The 14,794-nt window shown below is 64.8% G+C and carries 16 protein-coding genes; 4 read left to right on the top strand and 12 right to left on the bottom strand.

The window, feature by feature from the left end; all coding sequences use genetic code 11:
- The first annotated feature begins 111 nt into the window (after positions 1–111).
- Positions 112–1,035 (top strand): tetratricopeptide repeat protein, encoded by a 924-nt coding sequence (locus AC1DR6_RS16645; protein ID WP_476830358.1) that lies wholly within the window; start codon positions 112–114, stop codon positions 1,033–1,035.
- 192 nt (positions 1,036–1,227) lie between these two features.
- Here the strand turns inward: AC1DR6_RS16645 and AC1DR6_RS16640 are convergent, their stop codons facing one another.
- From AC1DR6_RS16640 to AC1DR6_RS16600, 9 genes are all read right to left on the bottom strand, one after another.
- Positions 1,228–2,205, bottom strand: a complete 978-nt coding sequence (locus AC1DR6_RS16640; RefSeq protein ID WP_476830357.1) for a type II secretion system F family protein — start codon at positions 2,203–2,205, stop codon at positions 1,228–1,230.
- Positions 2,206–2,212: 7 nt separating this feature from the next.
- The gene (locus tag AC1DR6_RS16635) at positions 2,213–3,190 is read right to left on the bottom strand and encodes a type II secretion system F family protein (protein ID WP_476830356.1); all 978 of its coding nucleotides are present in this window, start codon (positions 3,188–3,190) and stop codon (positions 2,213–2,215) included.
- Between the two features lie 15 nt (positions 3,191–3,205).
- The gene (locus AC1DR6_RS16630; RefSeq protein WP_476830355.1) at positions 3,206–4,639 is read right to left on the bottom strand and encodes a CpaF family protein; all 1,434 of its coding nucleotides are present in this window, start codon (positions 4,637–4,639) and stop codon (positions 3,206–3,208) included.
- 78 nt (positions 4,640–4,717) lie between these two features.
- Positions 4,718–5,983, bottom strand: coding sequence for a CpaE/TadZ family protein (locus tag AC1DR6_RS16625; RefSeq protein WP_476830354.1), 1,266 nt, complete (start codon positions 5,981–5,983; stop codon positions 4,718–4,720).
- A complete protein-coding gene (locus AC1DR6_RS16620) occupies positions 5,980–6,726 on the bottom strand; it encodes a CpaD family pilus assembly protein (RefSeq protein WP_476830353.1) in 747 nt (248 codons plus the stop codon). Before AC1DR6_RS16620 ends, AC1DR6_RS16625 begins: the two co-directional genes overlap by 4 nt.
- A 20-nt stretch (positions 6,727–6,746) precedes the next feature.
- Positions 6,747–8,195 (bottom strand): type II and III secretion system protein family protein, encoded by a 1,449-nt coding sequence (locus tag AC1DR6_RS16615; RefSeq protein WP_476830352.1) that lies wholly within the window; start codon positions 8,193–8,195, stop codon positions 6,747–6,749.
- Positions 8,192–8,977 carry a Flp pilus assembly protein CpaB gene (gene cpaB, locus AC1DR6_RS16610; RefSeq protein ID WP_476830351.1) on the bottom strand — a complete coding sequence of 262 codons (786 nt, stop codon included), beginning with the start codon at positions 8,975–8,977 and terminating at the stop codon, positions 8,192–8,194. Before cpaB ends, AC1DR6_RS16615 begins: the two co-directional genes overlap by 4 nt.
- A 118-nt stretch (positions 8,978–9,095) precedes the next feature.
- Positions 9,096–9,608 (bottom strand): A24 family peptidase, encoded by a 513-nt coding sequence (locus AC1DR6_RS16605; protein ID WP_476830350.1) that lies wholly within the window; start codon positions 9,606–9,608, stop codon positions 9,096–9,098.
- 81 nt (positions 9,609–9,689) lie between these two features.
- A complete protein-coding gene (locus tag AC1DR6_RS16600; protein WP_476830349.1) occupies positions 9,690–9,851 on the bottom strand; it encodes a Flp family type IVb pilin in 162 nt (53 codons plus the stop codon).
- 412 nt (positions 9,852–10,263) lie between these two features.
- Between AC1DR6_RS16600 and AC1DR6_RS16595 the strand changes: the two genes are divergently transcribed.
- The 3 genes from AC1DR6_RS16595 (at position 10,264) to AC1DR6_RS16585 (ending at position 12,195) form a co-directional block, all read left to right on the top strand.
- A complete protein-coding gene (locus AC1DR6_RS16595; RefSeq protein WP_476830348.1) occupies positions 10,264–10,761 on the top strand; it encodes a pilus assembly protein N-terminal domain-containing protein in 498 nt (165 codons plus the stop codon).
- Between the two features lie 150 nt (positions 10,762–10,911).
- Positions 10,912–11,577 (top strand): TadE/TadG family type IV pilus assembly protein, encoded by a 666-nt coding sequence (locus AC1DR6_RS16590; RefSeq protein ID WP_476830347.1) that lies wholly within the window; start codon positions 10,912–10,914, stop codon positions 11,575–11,577.
- A gap of 24 nt (positions 11,578–11,601) precedes the next feature.
- The gene (locus AC1DR6_RS16585; protein ID WP_476830346.1) at positions 11,602–12,195 is read left to right on the top strand and encodes a TadE/TadG family type IV pilus assembly protein; all 594 of its coding nucleotides are present in this window, start codon (positions 11,602–11,604) and stop codon (positions 12,193–12,195) included.
- A gap of 109 nt (positions 12,196–12,304) precedes the next feature.
- Here AC1DR6_RS16585 and AC1DR6_RS16580 read toward each other — a convergent pair whose 3' ends face one another.
- The 3 genes from AC1DR6_RS16580 to AC1DR6_RS16570 all read right to left on the bottom strand — a co-directional run bounded on the left by AC1DR6_RS16580 (position 12,305) and on the right by AC1DR6_RS16570 (position 14,771).
- The gene (locus AC1DR6_RS16580) at positions 12,305–12,829 is read right to left on the bottom strand and encodes a retropepsin-like aspartic protease family protein (protein ID WP_476830345.1); all 525 of its coding nucleotides are present in this window, start codon (positions 12,827–12,829) and stop codon (positions 12,305–12,307) included.
- Positions 12,830–12,969: 140 nt separating this feature from the next.
- On the bottom strand, positions 12,970–13,878 hold the full coding sequence (locus AC1DR6_RS16575; protein ID WP_476830344.1) for a ribokinase: 909 nt from the start codon (positions 13,876–13,878) through the stop codon (positions 12,970–12,972).
- A complete protein-coding gene (locus AC1DR6_RS16570) occupies positions 13,875–14,771 on the bottom strand; it encodes a 2-dehydro-3-deoxygalactonokinase (RefSeq protein ID WP_476830343.1) in 897 nt (298 codons plus the stop codon). The genes AC1DR6_RS16575 and AC1DR6_RS16570 overlap by 4 nt, the downstream gene beginning before the upstream one ends.
- Positions 14,772–14,794: the final 23 nt, after the last annotated feature.

Below are 14,794 nucleotides of genomic sequence, written 5' to 3'. Positions count from 1 at the left end.
AGCGCGGGGGCGCCTCCGGCGCCGGTTAAGGATCCGTTAGGGTTAACGTTTTATCACCATCGGCACCAGACGATGCTCCTCGGATATCGCAGTTTGCGAGGCGACCGGCCCATGCTTTCGGCTCACAAATCCCCGGCTTTCATGCTGTCGGCCCGGGTGTCCTCGATCCCCGCTCCTCGCTTCGCAAGCATCCCGCGCACCATCCTCGTGGCGGCGATCGGCATCGGTGCCGTCGCGCTGGCGGGCTGCCAGAGCCGCGGTAGCCTGGGCGACGTCACCGGTTCGATCTCGCGCAGCCAGAAGACGCAGGCGGTCGCGCCGGCCGATTGGCAGGCCGAGCGGGAAAAATGGGGCAAGCGCTACGATGCCGATGGGAAGGATCGCGACGCGGCCTTCTACTATGCCCGCGCCCTTCGAGCGCTGGATCAGCATGCCCAGGCCGTCGCGGTGCTTCAAGGCGCTGTGCTGGCCCACCAGGACGATCGTGAATTGCTCGGCGCCTATGGCCGTTCGCTGGCCGATGTCGGCCGCCTGCGAGAGGCCGACGAGGTTCTTTCCCGCGCCCACACGCCGGAACGTCCCGATTGGCGCGTCCTCTCGGCGCAGGGCACTGTCGCGGACCAGCTCGGCGAACATGATCGCGCCCAGCAGATCTATCAGGCTGCGCTCAAACTCGTGCCCAACGAGCCGACCGTGATGTCCAATCTCGGCCTGTCGCTGGCATTGTCCCGTCACCTGCCGGAGGCCGAGCGCGTGCTTCGCGAAGCCGTCGCGGCGCCCGGTGCCGATGCGCGCGTACGCCAGAACCTGGTGCTGGTGCTCGGCCTACAAGGCCGCTTTACTGATGCCGAGCAGGTCGCCCGCCAGGACCAGAGCCCGGCCGAAGCCGCCGCGACCATCGCATATCTCAAGCGCAGCGTGAGCCAGCCCAATAGCTGGGACATGCTGAAAGGTGCCAAGCCAGGCGAGCGCCCGGCCGCGGCCAGGCCGCCAGTTGCGCGTAGCCAACCCCTCGTCAACGCCGATCAGGGCTGACGGCTTTCTCCGGCCGTGACGGGATTCGGGCGCATCGGCGGCCACGGCCGAACGAGTCCCGACCCATTTAAGTCCGTGCGCCTTTGATCGGAACCGATTCAGCAGATCCGGGCGCCTTCAAGCCCGTCTAACGGTTTAAATTCGCGCTGATCGCGGTTTCGTCGTGTCCGGCAGAAACACTGCCGGCGGCAGCTATTGCCAATGGAAGACCTGCACCAGCGCCGGCGTCAGGATGATCACGAAAAGTACCGGCAAAAAGAACAGGATCATCGGAACGGTCAGCTTCGGCGGCAGCGCGGCCGCCTTCTTCTCGGCCAGGTTCATGCGCTGGTCGCGGCTCTCCTGCGAGAGCGTGCGCAGCGCTGTGCCGATCGGCGTGCCGTAGCGTTCGGCCTGGATCAGAGCTGTCGAAACCGATTTAACGCTCTCCAGACCCGTGCGCAGCGTCAGGTTTTCATAGGCAATGCGTCGATCGGTCAGAAAGGAGAGTTCGGCCGTGCAGAGCGCCAACTCCTCCGCCAGCGCCACCGACTGGCCGCCGATCTCGCTGGACACCTTGCGGAAGGCATGCTCGATCGACATCCCGGCCTCGACGCAGATCAGCAGCAGATCGAGCGCATCCGGAAAGGCCTGACGCATCGAGGCCTGCCGCTTACCGATCTGGTTCGAGAGGAAGATTTCCGGGGCCTTGATGCCGAGATAGGCTGCGCCGATGGCGATCCCGCACCGGATCTGGAGCGACAGACCGAAATCGTTCAGCACGAAGACGTAGAACACGGCGAAGAGGAACAGGCCGACGGGCGCCGCCAAACGAAAGAACAGAAACGTCACCTCCGATTGGGGCCCGCGATAGCCGGCCATGGCGAGCTGCCGCTTCGCGCTTTCGGTGCCGAGCCAGTCGCCTAGTTTGAAGCGCTCGACAACGCGGCGCATATAGGCCTTCGGCTCTTGCCGCAGGCTGACCCTGTCGTTCTGGCGGCTGAGGCGCTCGCGTTCGCGGGCCCGGATTTTGTCGCGCTCCGTCGCCACGCTTTTCATGCGCTTTTGCAGGCTTTGCCCCTCTGTCAGGGGGATGGCGATGGTCAGCACGGTCGCGATCGCTGCGACGGCTGCCAGCAGCGCCAGCATGAACTGCGGATTGGTGACCTTTTCGACGACGAGGGAGATCATAGCGTCCTCAAATGTCGAAGTTGATCATCTTGCGCATCACCAGCACGCCGATGAGCATCCACAGGCCGCTGCCGATCAGACCAAACTGGCCCGCCTGCGTGAGCCAAAGGATCTCGATGTATTTCGGCGTCGTCAGGTAGACGAGAAGCCCGACCACGGGCGGTAGCGCGCCGATGATGCCGGCCGACGCCTTGGCCTCCATCGAAACGGCTTGAATCTTGTCGCGCATCTTGCGCCGCTCGCGGAGCACACGGGACAGGTTACCCAGCGTTTCCGAGAGGTTGCCGCCGGTTTTCTGCTGGATGGCGATGACGATGCCAAAGAAGTTCGCTTCGGCGCAGGGCATGCGCTCGTTGAGTTTCACGACCGCTTCCGAAAGCGGCAGGCCTAGCGCCTGCCCCTCGATGATTTGCCGGAACTCGCCCTTGACCGGCTCGTTGGCCTCGCTCGCAATGATGCGCAGGCAATCGTTGACGGGCAGGCCCGATTTGATGCCACGGACAATGACGTCGAGCGCGTTGGGAAACTCGACGCCGAATTTCTTGAGCCGCTTCAGCTTGCAGCGCTTCAGGAACCAGGCAGGCAGGCCGAACGCGCCGATGAACAACCCTACCCCCGCGAGGATCGGGCTACCGCTGAGGATCAGGAGCAGCAGGGCCGTGCCGACGGCCGTGCCTGCGGAAACGAAATAATAGGTTCGTCTGGTCCAGCGCAGACCGGCCTGCGCGATGCGCGCTTCGAGTGAGAGCTTGCTGCGATCGTTCTCGCGCTTCTCGATTTCCTTGAGGCTCTGGGCGATCTGGCCACGCTTGGTCCTCGCCTGTTCCTCCCGGTCGACGCCGCGCGCCGCCGTTGGGCTGGCGAAGTCCTTGCGCCGCTTCTCGGCCCGTTTTTCGCCGCTAAGGGAGGGATACAGCAGGGCATAGGCAATGCCGCCGACAGCGAGCATCGCCAGGATCGCGACCGCCAATGTAGTCATGCTCATGCCGGCCTCGCGTCGCTAGGCATCGGTCTCACCGCTCTGCTCGAGCTCGTCGAGGGCGGCTGCGAGCCGCTTATCCTCGTTGTAGTAACGCGCCCGCTCCCAGAAGCGCGGGCGACCGATGCCGGTCGAGCGGTGCCGGCCGATCAGCTTGCCGTTGGCATCCTCTCCGACGATCTCGTAGGTCATCAGGTCCTGGGTGATGATGACGTCGCCCTCCATGCCCATCACCTCGGTGATGTGGGTGATCCGGCGGGAGCCGTCGCGCAGGCGCTGTGCCTGGATGATGATGTCGATGGAGGAGCACACCATCTCGCGCAGCGTCTTCGGCGGCAGCGAGAAGCCGCCCATCGTGATCATCGATTCGATACGGCTCAGGCACTCGCGCGGCGAGTTGGCGTGCAGCGTGCCCATCGAGCCGTCATGGCCGGTGTTCATCGCCTGCAGCAGGTCGAAGGCTTCTGGTCCGCGCACCTCGCCGACGATGATCCGCTCGGGACGCATGCGCAGGCAGTTTTTGACGAGGTCGCGCATCGTCACCGCGCCGGTGCCTTCCAGATTGGGCGGCCGGGTCTCCAGGCGCACGACATGCGGCTGTTGCAGCTGCAATTCGGCCGCGTCCTCGCAGGTGATGACGCGCTCGTCCTCATCGATGTAGTTTGTGAGGCAGTTCAGCAGCGTCGTCTTGCCGGATCCGGTGCCGCCTGAGATGACGATGTTGCAGCGGACGCGGCCGATGATCTTCAGCAGCTCGGCGCCCGCTGGCGAGATCGCGCCGAACCTCATCAGCTGGTCGAGGGTGAGCTTGTCTTTTCGAAACTTTCGGATCGTCAGGGTCGGCCCGTCGATCGAAAGCGGCGGGGCGATCACGTTGACACGCGAGCCGTCGGCAAGGCGCGCGTCGCAGATCGGCGAGCTTTCGTCGACACGCCGGCCGACCTGGCTGACGATGCGCTGGCAGATGTTCATCAGCTGCGCGTTGTCGCGGAAGCGGATGTTGGTCAGCGTGATCTTGCCGCCGGTTTCGATGAAGGTGCGGTTGGCGCCGTTGACCATGATGTCGGCGATGTCGTCGCGCGCCAGCAGGGGCTCCAGCGGCCCATAGCCCAGCACGTCGTTGCAGATGTCCTCGAGCAGTTCTTCCTGCTCGGCGATCGAGAGCACGACGTTCTTCAGCGAGATGATCTCGTTGATGATGTCGCGGATTTCCTCGCGCGCGGATTCCGCGTCGAGCTTCGCGAGCTGCGACAGATCGATAGCCTCGATCAGCGCCCCGAAGATCATGCTCTTCATCTGGTAGTAGTCTTCGGAGCGGCTCGACTCCGGGGCGGCCTTGCGATCCTCGATGACCATCGTCGCTGCCGGCTGGCGCGGGGCGGCGGCAGGCGGGGCGATCTTTCTCGGTTGCGGATTCGCGGCCGGGGCTGCGCCGGCTGATCGCTTGCCGAACATCTCAGGGTTCTCCGGCGCGAAGCGGCTTGCGCTGCGGCTTGGCCGCGCGGTCGGGGGTGCCCGGGCGCATGCGGTCGGTCATGACGCCTTGCGACGCTTCAGTTTGGAGACCAATGGCTCGAACAGGCTGCGCTTGCTGCGCTTGGCCTCGCCGCGCCCGGTCAGCAGGGTAGCGATGGCTGTGAAAGCCTCGTTGGCTTTGCTGCCGGCCTGGACCTCCGCGATCATCTGGCCGTTATTCGCCGCAGTCCCGAAAAGCTGGGCGTCGAACGGGATCGAGCTCGCGACTTCGACGCCGAGGGTCTTGGCAAATTCCGCCGCGGCGATCTCGGGGCGCTTTGGCATGCCGACCTGGTTCAGCACAAGGCGCGCGCCGCTGTCGTTCGCACGCGCGGCCCGTGCAAGATCGAGCAGGTTCTTGGCGTTGCGCAGCGAGGCGAGTTCGGGCTCCGCCACCACGACGAACTCGTCGGCATTGAGCAGGGTGCGCCGGATCATCGCCGTCCACTGATGGGGCACGTCGAGCACGATGCAGGGTACGCTGGCTCGCAGGAGGTCGAGCAGCTGGTCGAGCGCGTCCTCGTTCAGGTCGACGGTTCGGTCCAGCACGGCCGGCGCGGCCAGCAAGGCCAGATTGTCGCTGCAGCGGGAGAGCAGGCGATCGAGCAGGTTGGAATCCAGCCTCTCCGGCGCGAACAAGGCCTCGGCGATGCCCTGCGGCGGGTCCTGGTTGAAGTTCAGCCCCGCCGTGCCGAACGCAACGTCGAGATCGACGATCACCGTGGAGGCATCGAGATTGCGCGCGATGGTCCAGGCGAGGTTGTGCGCGATCGTGGAGGCGCCGACGCCGCCCTTGGCACCCGTGACAGCGATCACACGGCCGAGATTGCGGGCTTCCGGTGTGGTGTAGAGTTCGGACAGCGTGCGCAGGACATCGATCGTCTCGAGCGGCGCGATCAGATACTCGCTCACGCCGCGCTTGATCAGGTCCCGATAGAGCTGGACGTCGTTGACGTGGCCGACGACGACCACCTTCGTGCCGGGGTCGCAACTATCCGACAGCGAATCGAGATGGCCGATCAGCGTTCCTGCATCGGACACGGTCTCGAGCACGATGATGTTTGGCGTCGGGGCCGTACGGAACGCTTCCACGGCTGCCGCCGGCCCGCCCATCTGTACACGCGCATGGGCTTTGTCCATGCGCCGGTCGGCCACCGCTGCCTGCATCGCGGCGGCGACAGCCGGAGTCTCGCAGAACGCCTGCAGGGTGATGCGCGGCAGCGGAGCGATGAGGTCCTCACCGCCCCGGCCTGTACCGGAAGTCATATCGCCGTCCATGCTCATGAGCCGCCTCCGACCGTCGTGCTGATCTGCGGCGTCTGCGAGCGGTACTGCGTCGAGGGATCCTGACCCTGACGGATCTTGGCGATTGCGTTCATGCGCTTGACGATGTCCGGCCGGCCTTCGTCGCGGGGGCGGACGAGATCGATCGGGTCGGCGACCTGTGCCGCCAGCGTCGCCTGGCTCGAACAGCCGAAATTCCAGTATTGTTCGTTCGAGGCCGAAAACTTGAAGTCCGAAGTGCCGAGATCCTGCGGCCATTGACCGCATTCATGCGGGAGTTGAGCCTGAAGCGAGGCAAAGGTCAGCCGGATCGGCGAGGCCAGAAGGGGGTCCTGCACGGGATAGGTTCTGACGGAAAGCACCGCCGGCGAGACGCCGCCCCGCGCAAGCGCTGCACGAATGCCCGTGAGGGCGTCATGCGTCGCCAGTTCCCGGCGGGCGCCGGTGGGCACTTCGGCGACCAGGCCGCCCTTGCCGCTGCGCCGGAACTCCTGCGCGAAGCTGACGACATCGTCTCGTTGACGCGGATCGAGCGAGCTGCCGGAGCGGCCGATAAAGACATCGAGCGAGCGCGGTGCGTCGCGCAGCACGATAGGATGACGCTCGCGCAGGTCGATCGGCGCCGAAGCGACGGGCTCGGGCCCCTTGCTGGCGCAGCCGGCCGCGAGCAGCCCGACGGCCGTCATCGCGAGGGCGACGCGCAAGGAGAAAGGGGAATGCGATCGGGCTCGTGCCGTCTTCATCGCTGTATCCGTTCTTTGCATCAGTCGGCGATGAAACCCACCCGGCCCTTATAGGCCTGGGGAACGCCGCCGCCGCCGCTGCCATAGATCTTGTTGAGGCGCCCGAGCAGGATCGCCTGCGGGTCGTGCGATTCGACGAAGCCGTCATCGGGCCGCTGGACCTGCGTCGGCGCCATCGGCTTGGCGATGTAGGGCGTCACCGTGATCATCAGCTCCGTCTCCTCGCGCTGATAGTCGCGCGAGCGGAACAGGGTGCCGATGATCGGCAGGTTCATCAGCCCCGGCAGCCCGTTCAACGACGTCTTCGATACCCGCTGGATCAGGCCGGCCGTCGCCAGCGTTCCGCCGGAAGGCAATTCGACGGTCGTATCCGACTTTCGCGTGCGGAAGGCCGGAGCGTTGAGGCCCGCCTGCGTGGAATCGCTGATGCGGAACTGGTTCTCGAAATCGAGCTCGGTGACTTCGGTGGCGATCCGGATGCTGATCTTCGTATCGGACAACACGATCGGCGTGAAATTCAGAGTCACGCCGATCGGCTTGTATTCAAGCTGCACCTGGCAGGTCTGCCGGCCGAAAGTGTCAAAGGAGCAGGTCTGGCCTTTCGGTACCGGCACTTCGCCGCCGGCCGTGAATTTCGCCGTCTCGCCTGAGATTGCGGTCACCGTCGGCTCGGCGAGCACGCGCGCGAGGCCGGCGCGCTCCAGCGCGCGCAGCGTGAAATTCTGCGCGTTGCCCAGGCCGGCAGTGATCGCAGTGCTGGACAGCGCCTGCGGCTGCAACGGCAGCGGATTGTCGATCGAAGGCGTGAGCGAAAACTTGCCGAGCTTCCACTCGCCGGTCGAGTTGATGCCGAGCTGCTTGATCGCCTTGCGCTGCACCTCCGAGATCACGACCTTGACCATGACCTGGTCGCGATCGCGGATGGTCAGCGAATTAATGACCGCACCTTTCCCGGAACTGAATACTCCCCCCGCGCCGCCGACGAAGGCGGCGGCGATGTCAACGGCCTGCGTCGCCTCCGAGGCATTCGGCACATTGCCGAGCAGCAGGATGGAATCGCCCGCCGGCTTGATCTCGATTTGCGAGTTCGGCAGCGCGGTGCGCAGCGTCTGGCGAAGGACATTGAGATCGCGCCCGACATTGATTTCGAGAGCCGTGATCTGCCGGCCATCGCCATCCATCACGAACATTGAGGTCGCGCCGTCTGCGATGCCAATGATGAAAAGTTTCCGGGCCGTCCGGACGACGGCATTGGCGACCTTCGGATTGGCGACGAAGACTTCCTTGGCGTCTCGCGGGAGTTCGACGACCAGCGACCGGCCGATGGACAGATCGAGCTTACGCGAGATCGCGTAGTCGCTCGTGCCGACGTTCAGCACCGGCGCCGGACCGGCGGTCTGGGCGCTGGCGCCGACGCCCAACAGCGACAGGACGGCAGCAGTCGCGAGAAGGGCGGTCGATCTTCTCATGGCTTCACGTTCTTGGTGGTGACGCCGTAGCGGACCAGCGTCATGGCGTTGTCCTCGCGGGCGGCTGGAGCGCTCGTTTCCTGCGAATCCTTGAGACTGCGCAGGGCCAGCGACAGCATCCCGCTCTTCTGGCCTTGGACGAGGGCTTCGACTTGCGCCGGCTCGACCTCGAGCGTCGCGGTTTCGCCGACGACGACTTTTTCGCCGTTGCGCTCCTGCACGTTCTGGCCGATCGCGAGAACGCGGATGTTCCGCAGCAGCGTCATGCTGGCGTAGCTTTCACCGTGTCCGCCGCCGGACGCGTCCTCGCGGACCGTGCTGATGACGTCGACCCGGTCATTGGGCAGGATGAAGCCGCCGGCGGTGGTTGCGCCCCGGCTGTCGGTGGTGATGGCGACACCACGCATTCCCGACGGCAGCACAGCGGAGAGAAAACCCGTTCCGTCCGTCTTGATCAGTTTCTCGCGGCGGATCGGCTCTGCGGCGAGGATCGCGTAGCGCGCGACCTGGCCCGTCAGTTCCTTTTCGGCTTCGGGCGCCTCGTCCTTGCGGACGATGCCGCTCGGGACGCTGGCCAGCGGCCAGTCGATCCAGCGGATGTCGTTGGGCGTCACCGTATTGCCGACGGGGATGTCGGTCGCCGCGACGAGCACCGGCACGGTCGGTGCCGCCTCAACCTTGGCCGCGGGAGCCGGCCCCTCGGACGGCCGCTGAACGAGAAACGCTGCGCCGAGGCCTGCGGCCAGCGCGACAACCAGGATGATGATGCGTGCGGGACTCATCGATGTCCGATCCTTGGCCAGTCAGGACTGGCCCTCGAACCGGATCGTCGCGGGGAAACGTCAACTTATGGTTAACAGGCAGTTATAAGTTGTAATGACGAGAGCCGTTTCGCCAGCGTTAGACACCGATTGCCACGCGCCAGATGTCGGTCTGGGGCAGTATGACCAAAGCGGAGAAAGCGAGCGCGATGCCGTAAGGCACGCCTTCGTTCGGCGAATGCAGGCGGCGAGCCCAATCCCATTGTCCGATCAGTGCTGGCAGCGGCTGACCGCGATACAAAAGGATCGCCAGGGTCAGCAACCCGCCGGCCATGCCGGCGATCGCGAGATAGGACGTCAGCTCCCCGAAACCGAACCAGAGAGCGGTGGCCGCAGCCAGCTTCGCGTCGCCGCCGCCGATCCAGCCCGCGGCGAACATGCCGAAGCACACCACGAGGACGGTCCCGCCGGCAGCGAGATGCCAGCCGATCGCATCCCAGCTTAGCCCGAGCAAAACCGAGCACAATGCAAACGTCGCGATGAGAACCATCGTGATGCGGTTCGAAATGGTCATCGACAGGAGATCGCTCACCGCCGCGTAAGCCATTGCGGCCGGAAAAATGACGAGCATGACGAGCAGAGAAAACGACATCGCGATATCCCGGCTTTAAAACGAGCGGAGCGCTCCAGATAATTCGGGAGCGCTCCTTGTCTCGTAGGCTTTAAAGAAAGCTCAGAGCTTGCCGGAAACCGTCGCGAACATGGCGCTGAGCTTGGTGCCGAGCGTGGTCAGTGCGCCGATGCAGACGACGGCGACGAGGGCGGCGATCAGGCCGTATTCGATGGCGGTGGCGCCGGACTCATCCTTGACGAAGCGAGCGAAAACGTTGGTCATGTTGATCTCCTGTTACCACGGTTTGACGGCTGCCTTCGCTCTGGATCGGCTTCGGTCAGCGACAAAAATGACATTACCCAGCCCATCTTGCCGAACCGTTAAATCGACAGAAGAATTCGCGGAAAGCCAACGGGGTTTATCCTGTGGTTAACGTTCGATTGATGTGTATCAATATAGTAATACGGGCGATATTCAAAATTTAAACCAGAATTAATTGGTTAATCTATTTGCAATCGCGCTGCGAGCTGGCGCATTGCTTCTATGGAGCGGAACCCTCTATGGGTTGACCGAGGCGTCCTTCCCCTACGAACCGATCTTCGGGCCTTACTCAAATTGCCAGTTCGGCATGATTTAGCGTTTGATTCATCATTTTGCGCTTCCATGGCGGTGTCACAAGCTTCGAGGCGCCGCCATGGACACTGTCCGGACCGTATTGGATGCACGTTCGGTCCTGTCGTCGCTGATCGGTCTGGCGCTCTTGTCGCTGGTCGCCGGCGCGGCGATCGCCGCTCCCCAATCAACAAGCATCGATAGTGTCATCGTCCTGGTCGATCATGCCAAGGTGGTCCGGCTGCCGGAAAAGGCGCAGACGGTTATCGTCGGCAACCCCGCGATCGCCGATGTCACCGTGCAGCGCAACGGCGTGATGATCGTAACGGGCAAGAGCTTCGGCGTCACGAACCTGATCGCCCTGGACAGTTCCGGCACGCTGCTTGCGGAATCGCTCGTGCGGGTGAGCTCGGCCTCGGATTCGGTCGTCACCGTGCAGCGGGGCATGGACCGCGAGAGCTACTCCTGCAGCCCGGAATGCCGGCCTTCCATCCAGCTCGGTGATGGGCAGAAGTATTTCGGCGAAACCGCGGCCCAGGCATCGAGCCGCAACGCGATGTCGACGGGTGTTCCGAAGTAAGCGTGACCCGAGCGTGAGCGGGCGATAGCCTTACAAGCAAACGCGCCTGCGAGGCGCAAGTTGGTAAACCTCCGGTATATCTGACGACCCGCTCTGCCTCGCCTCGGCATAACCGATCGGCAATCCTTTCGCGGTATCTCTTGTCGAACGGTGCATGCGCTCCGGGTTCGGACGGGTTCTCGCGTCATGAGTTCAACTTCTTTTCGTCAGGAGCGGTCAGACGCGGTCAGCCGTTGGCCAAACCCTCTCCTGCGCCGCTTCCGGCGGTCGGAGCAGGGCGCTACCGCTGTCGAATTCGGGTTAGTCGCGGTCCCGTTCATTGCGCTGCTCTTCGCCATCTTCGAAACAGCGCTGATGTTTTGGACAAGCCAGATTCTCGAGGAATCGCTGAGTCAGGTGTCGCGGCGTCTTCTGACCGGTCAGGCGGTGAGCCGGTATACGTCGACCAATCCCGCCGTGAATGCGCAGGCGTTCCGAAACGACATCTGTGCGCTGGCACCGATTGGGCTGATCGATTGCTCGAAGCTCAGTGTCGACGTCAAAGTCTTCACAAGCTTCGCGAATGCGACGGCCGGTACGGGCAGCGCGGTATCCGGTGGGGCCCTCAACACCAATGGCTTCAGCTATAACCAGCCTCAGCCGGGCCAGATCATCGTGGCCCGGGCGGTGCTCGATTATCAGCTTTTCCTGACGTCCTGGGCATCGACCTCGCTGGCCAATATCGGCGCCGGGCACCGCGCGCTGGTGTCAACGGTGACGTTCCGCGCGGAGCCTTTCGTCAATGGCACGCCGGCCCCGCCCCCGGCAGGGAGTTGACGATATTCCATGAGGCGAACCCGCATGTTGACCAGCGAGCTTTCGAAGCGACTGAGCGCCTTTCGGCGAGACCGGAAAGGCGTTGCCATCGTCGAGTTCGCGATGGTCTTTCCCGTCATGCTGGTGGCCTATACCGGCACGGTCGACGTTTCCACGATGGTCATGACGAGCCGGAAAGTGACCCAGCTGACCTCGGCGCTGGCGGACCTGACTGCGCGAGCCTCGTCCGTCTCGGCGGCGGATCTGGGCAATATCTTCGATGCGTCTCAGATGATCATGGCGCCGTACTCCGGCGCTGGCACGAAGATGTCGCTGACCAACATCGTTATCGACGCGAGCGGCGTGGCCCGTGTCTGCTGGAGCAGCCAGCGCAACAGCGTCGCACTGGCGCGAGGTGCCACCGTGACCGTTCCCGACAGCGTGCGCGTGCCGAATACGTCGGTCATTATGGCGAAGGCGAGCTACGTCTACACGCCGATCACCGGCTATGTGATCTCAGGCAGCTTCACGCTTGGTGATGATCCGATCTACACCCGTCCGCGCGGTGCACAGGCGCAGGGCTCGCTCAGCATCGAGCAGGTCTCGCTCGTCGGCACCAACCCTTGTCCCATCTTCTGACGCTACGTCGGCGACCTGTCGGATGGCAGAATTGCGTTGTCGGCAGTCAAGAACTGGCCAAGTCCCGCGCCAGTCAATCTGGTGCGTCGCTCGGATCAATGCGCCTCGCTCAGCCGCGCAACACCATGCGCCCCGTCTGGACCTCGTAACCCGTCAGCTTGCCCAAAAACGAGTTGCCGAGCAGGCTGATGCCGAGCGCGCCCTTTGGCAACACCACCGCATCGACATTGCGCACGACGATCTCGCCGAGACGGATTTCCTTCAGCACGGTTCGAAACCCGCTGACCGCGCCGTTGGCGGTGCTCAGCGTGACCCTTCGGCTGGTGGCGCCGGCCGTGATGCCGAGCGCCTGCGCATCTTCCTCCGTCAGCGCGACGACGCTGGCTCCGGTGTCGACCATCATCTTGATATGATAATTGTCCACCGTCGGGTGGACCAGATAATGGCCTTGATAATTGGCCGCCACGGCCAGCGTCGCGGGCATGCGCTGGCCCGGGGCTGCCGTGGCTGGGGCCTGTCTCGTGGCCTGTGGCGTCTCCGCTTCGACCCTCGGCGCCAGCCAGTGCGTATAGCTCAGCGCCACCGCGATGGCGGCGCCGGCGACACCTAGGGCCCAGTTCGTCGGGTTCGACACGTCAAACAGGCTCCCTTTTCGAGAACGGCATCCTCTGCCGTGTCGCCCTGATGAATCGTGAACGCGACGCGCGCAGAATGCCGGCATAGCGGCTCTGAGCCGCAGGCGTCGCGCAAACGCTTAACCCGGGCTTAAAGGCGTTACAGAAAAGCCTCGCCGACCAGAGCGTCGATCGCCCCGGCGCGCGGAATACTGGGCTGCGCGCCCGCTTGCGTGCAGGCGAGGGACCCTGCCGCCAGGCCGCGCTGCAATGCCGCCGAAAAGCCCAGCCCGGCGGAAAGCGCTGCGGCGAAGGCACCGGCGAAACTATCCCCGGCCGCGACCGTATCGACGACCGCGACCTGTGGCGCGGGCAGGCGGCGTCTGACACCGCCAGCCCAGCCGACGACCCCGTCTGCGCCCAGCGTCGCCACGCAGACGATGCCGCGTTCGGCGTCCATCCTGCGTGCGATAGCGTCGGGGTCGCGCTCCGGCCAGCCGAAACCTTCTGCCAGCACGACGGCCTCATGCTCGTTGACGATCAGGATATCGAGCATCGCCAGAAGCGCCTCGGCCGGAGCGCCAGCCGGCGCAAGGTTGAGGACGACACGGCCTCCCGCCCGTTTCACGGCCACTGCTGCCGCGGTGCAGGCCAGCTCCGGCACTTCCCGTTGCAGCAGCAGGATGTCGTTTTCGCCCAGGTCCAGGCGATCGAACTCGCCCGCATCGGCGTGGGCATTGGCGCCCGCCGCCACCACGATCTGGTTCGCGCCGTCGCGGTCGATCGCGATGAAGGCCGCGCCCGTCGGAGCATCGACGCGTGCGACCCCGTCGAGCGCGACGCCATCCGTAGCCAGCAGCAACAACGCCGTATCGGCGAAATCATCGCGGCCGACTGCCCCGACCAGAACCACATCCGCGCCGGCGCGCCGCGCGGCGAGCGCCTGGTTAGCGCCCTTGCCGCCGGGGTGGATCGCATAATCAGGACCCATCACGGTTTCGCCGGCGCCAGGCAGGCGCTCGACCCGCGTCACGAGGTCGATATTGATCGAGCCGAAGACGAGGATCATGTGACGAGCCCCGCCGACAGGCGGCATACACCGGCGACGAAAGCAGATTCAGGCGTGGTGACGATGGCGGCGATGCCGGCCGCCGCAAGGCCCGCGCCATAACTTTCCGCCAGAGCGCCGTCCGCGACCAGATGAACCTCCTGGCTTGGCCCGAAAAGCGCCTGCGCCCCGGCGATCTCCTGCCCGACCAGCAGTGCGGAGAGAAAGGGGCCGACCTCGCCTGCGGCCATGCGGCCGGCCAGCACTTCGGTGCGCGCCGCGAAGGCGTTGTTCAGCAAGCCGGCAGGGCGTCCCGCCGCGGCCCGGCCACGCTCGGCCCCACGGGCTGCATCTTCGCCCTCCGGCGCCTGCGCGAGCCTGGCCAGGATCGAATCGTTGCGCAGCAGGCCGTAGACCTCGCCGGTCATGAAGCTGGCGAAGCGCGTGACGCGGCCGTCACGGATCTCGGCCCATTTCGAATGCGTGCCCGGCAGGCAGATCAACCCGTCCCGCAGGCCAAGGCCGAAGACCAGCGTCTCCTCGCCGCGCATCACGTCGAAGGCGCCCTCGTCGCAGCTCAACCCCGGCACGATCGTGGCAGAGGTCCCTTCGCTGAGCTCGACCGTGATGGCTGCAGCCGCCACCGCTTCGGCGGAGGCTGGACAGGCGACGTAGGAGGCCTCGACCCAACCGTTGCGGCTTCCGACCATGCCAGCGAGCACAATGGCTGCATCGGGGGCCTCGCGCCGGAAATCGCCCGCCAAGCTCTCGAAGGCATCGGGGTAACCACCATCGGGAACCGATTGGATACCCTGGTCAGCGACGCGCCGCTGCAGCACTTCGCCCGAGGGCGAGATCAGAAAGGCACGCGCACGGGTGGTCCCCCAATCGAGTGCGATCAACGGTGTGGGCATGGCAGGCTCCGGCAGGGCCGGCA

This window comes from Allobosea sp. P5_A5 (assembly GCF_056400625.1).
This window is presented reverse-complemented; position numbering and strand designations above follow the sequence as displayed.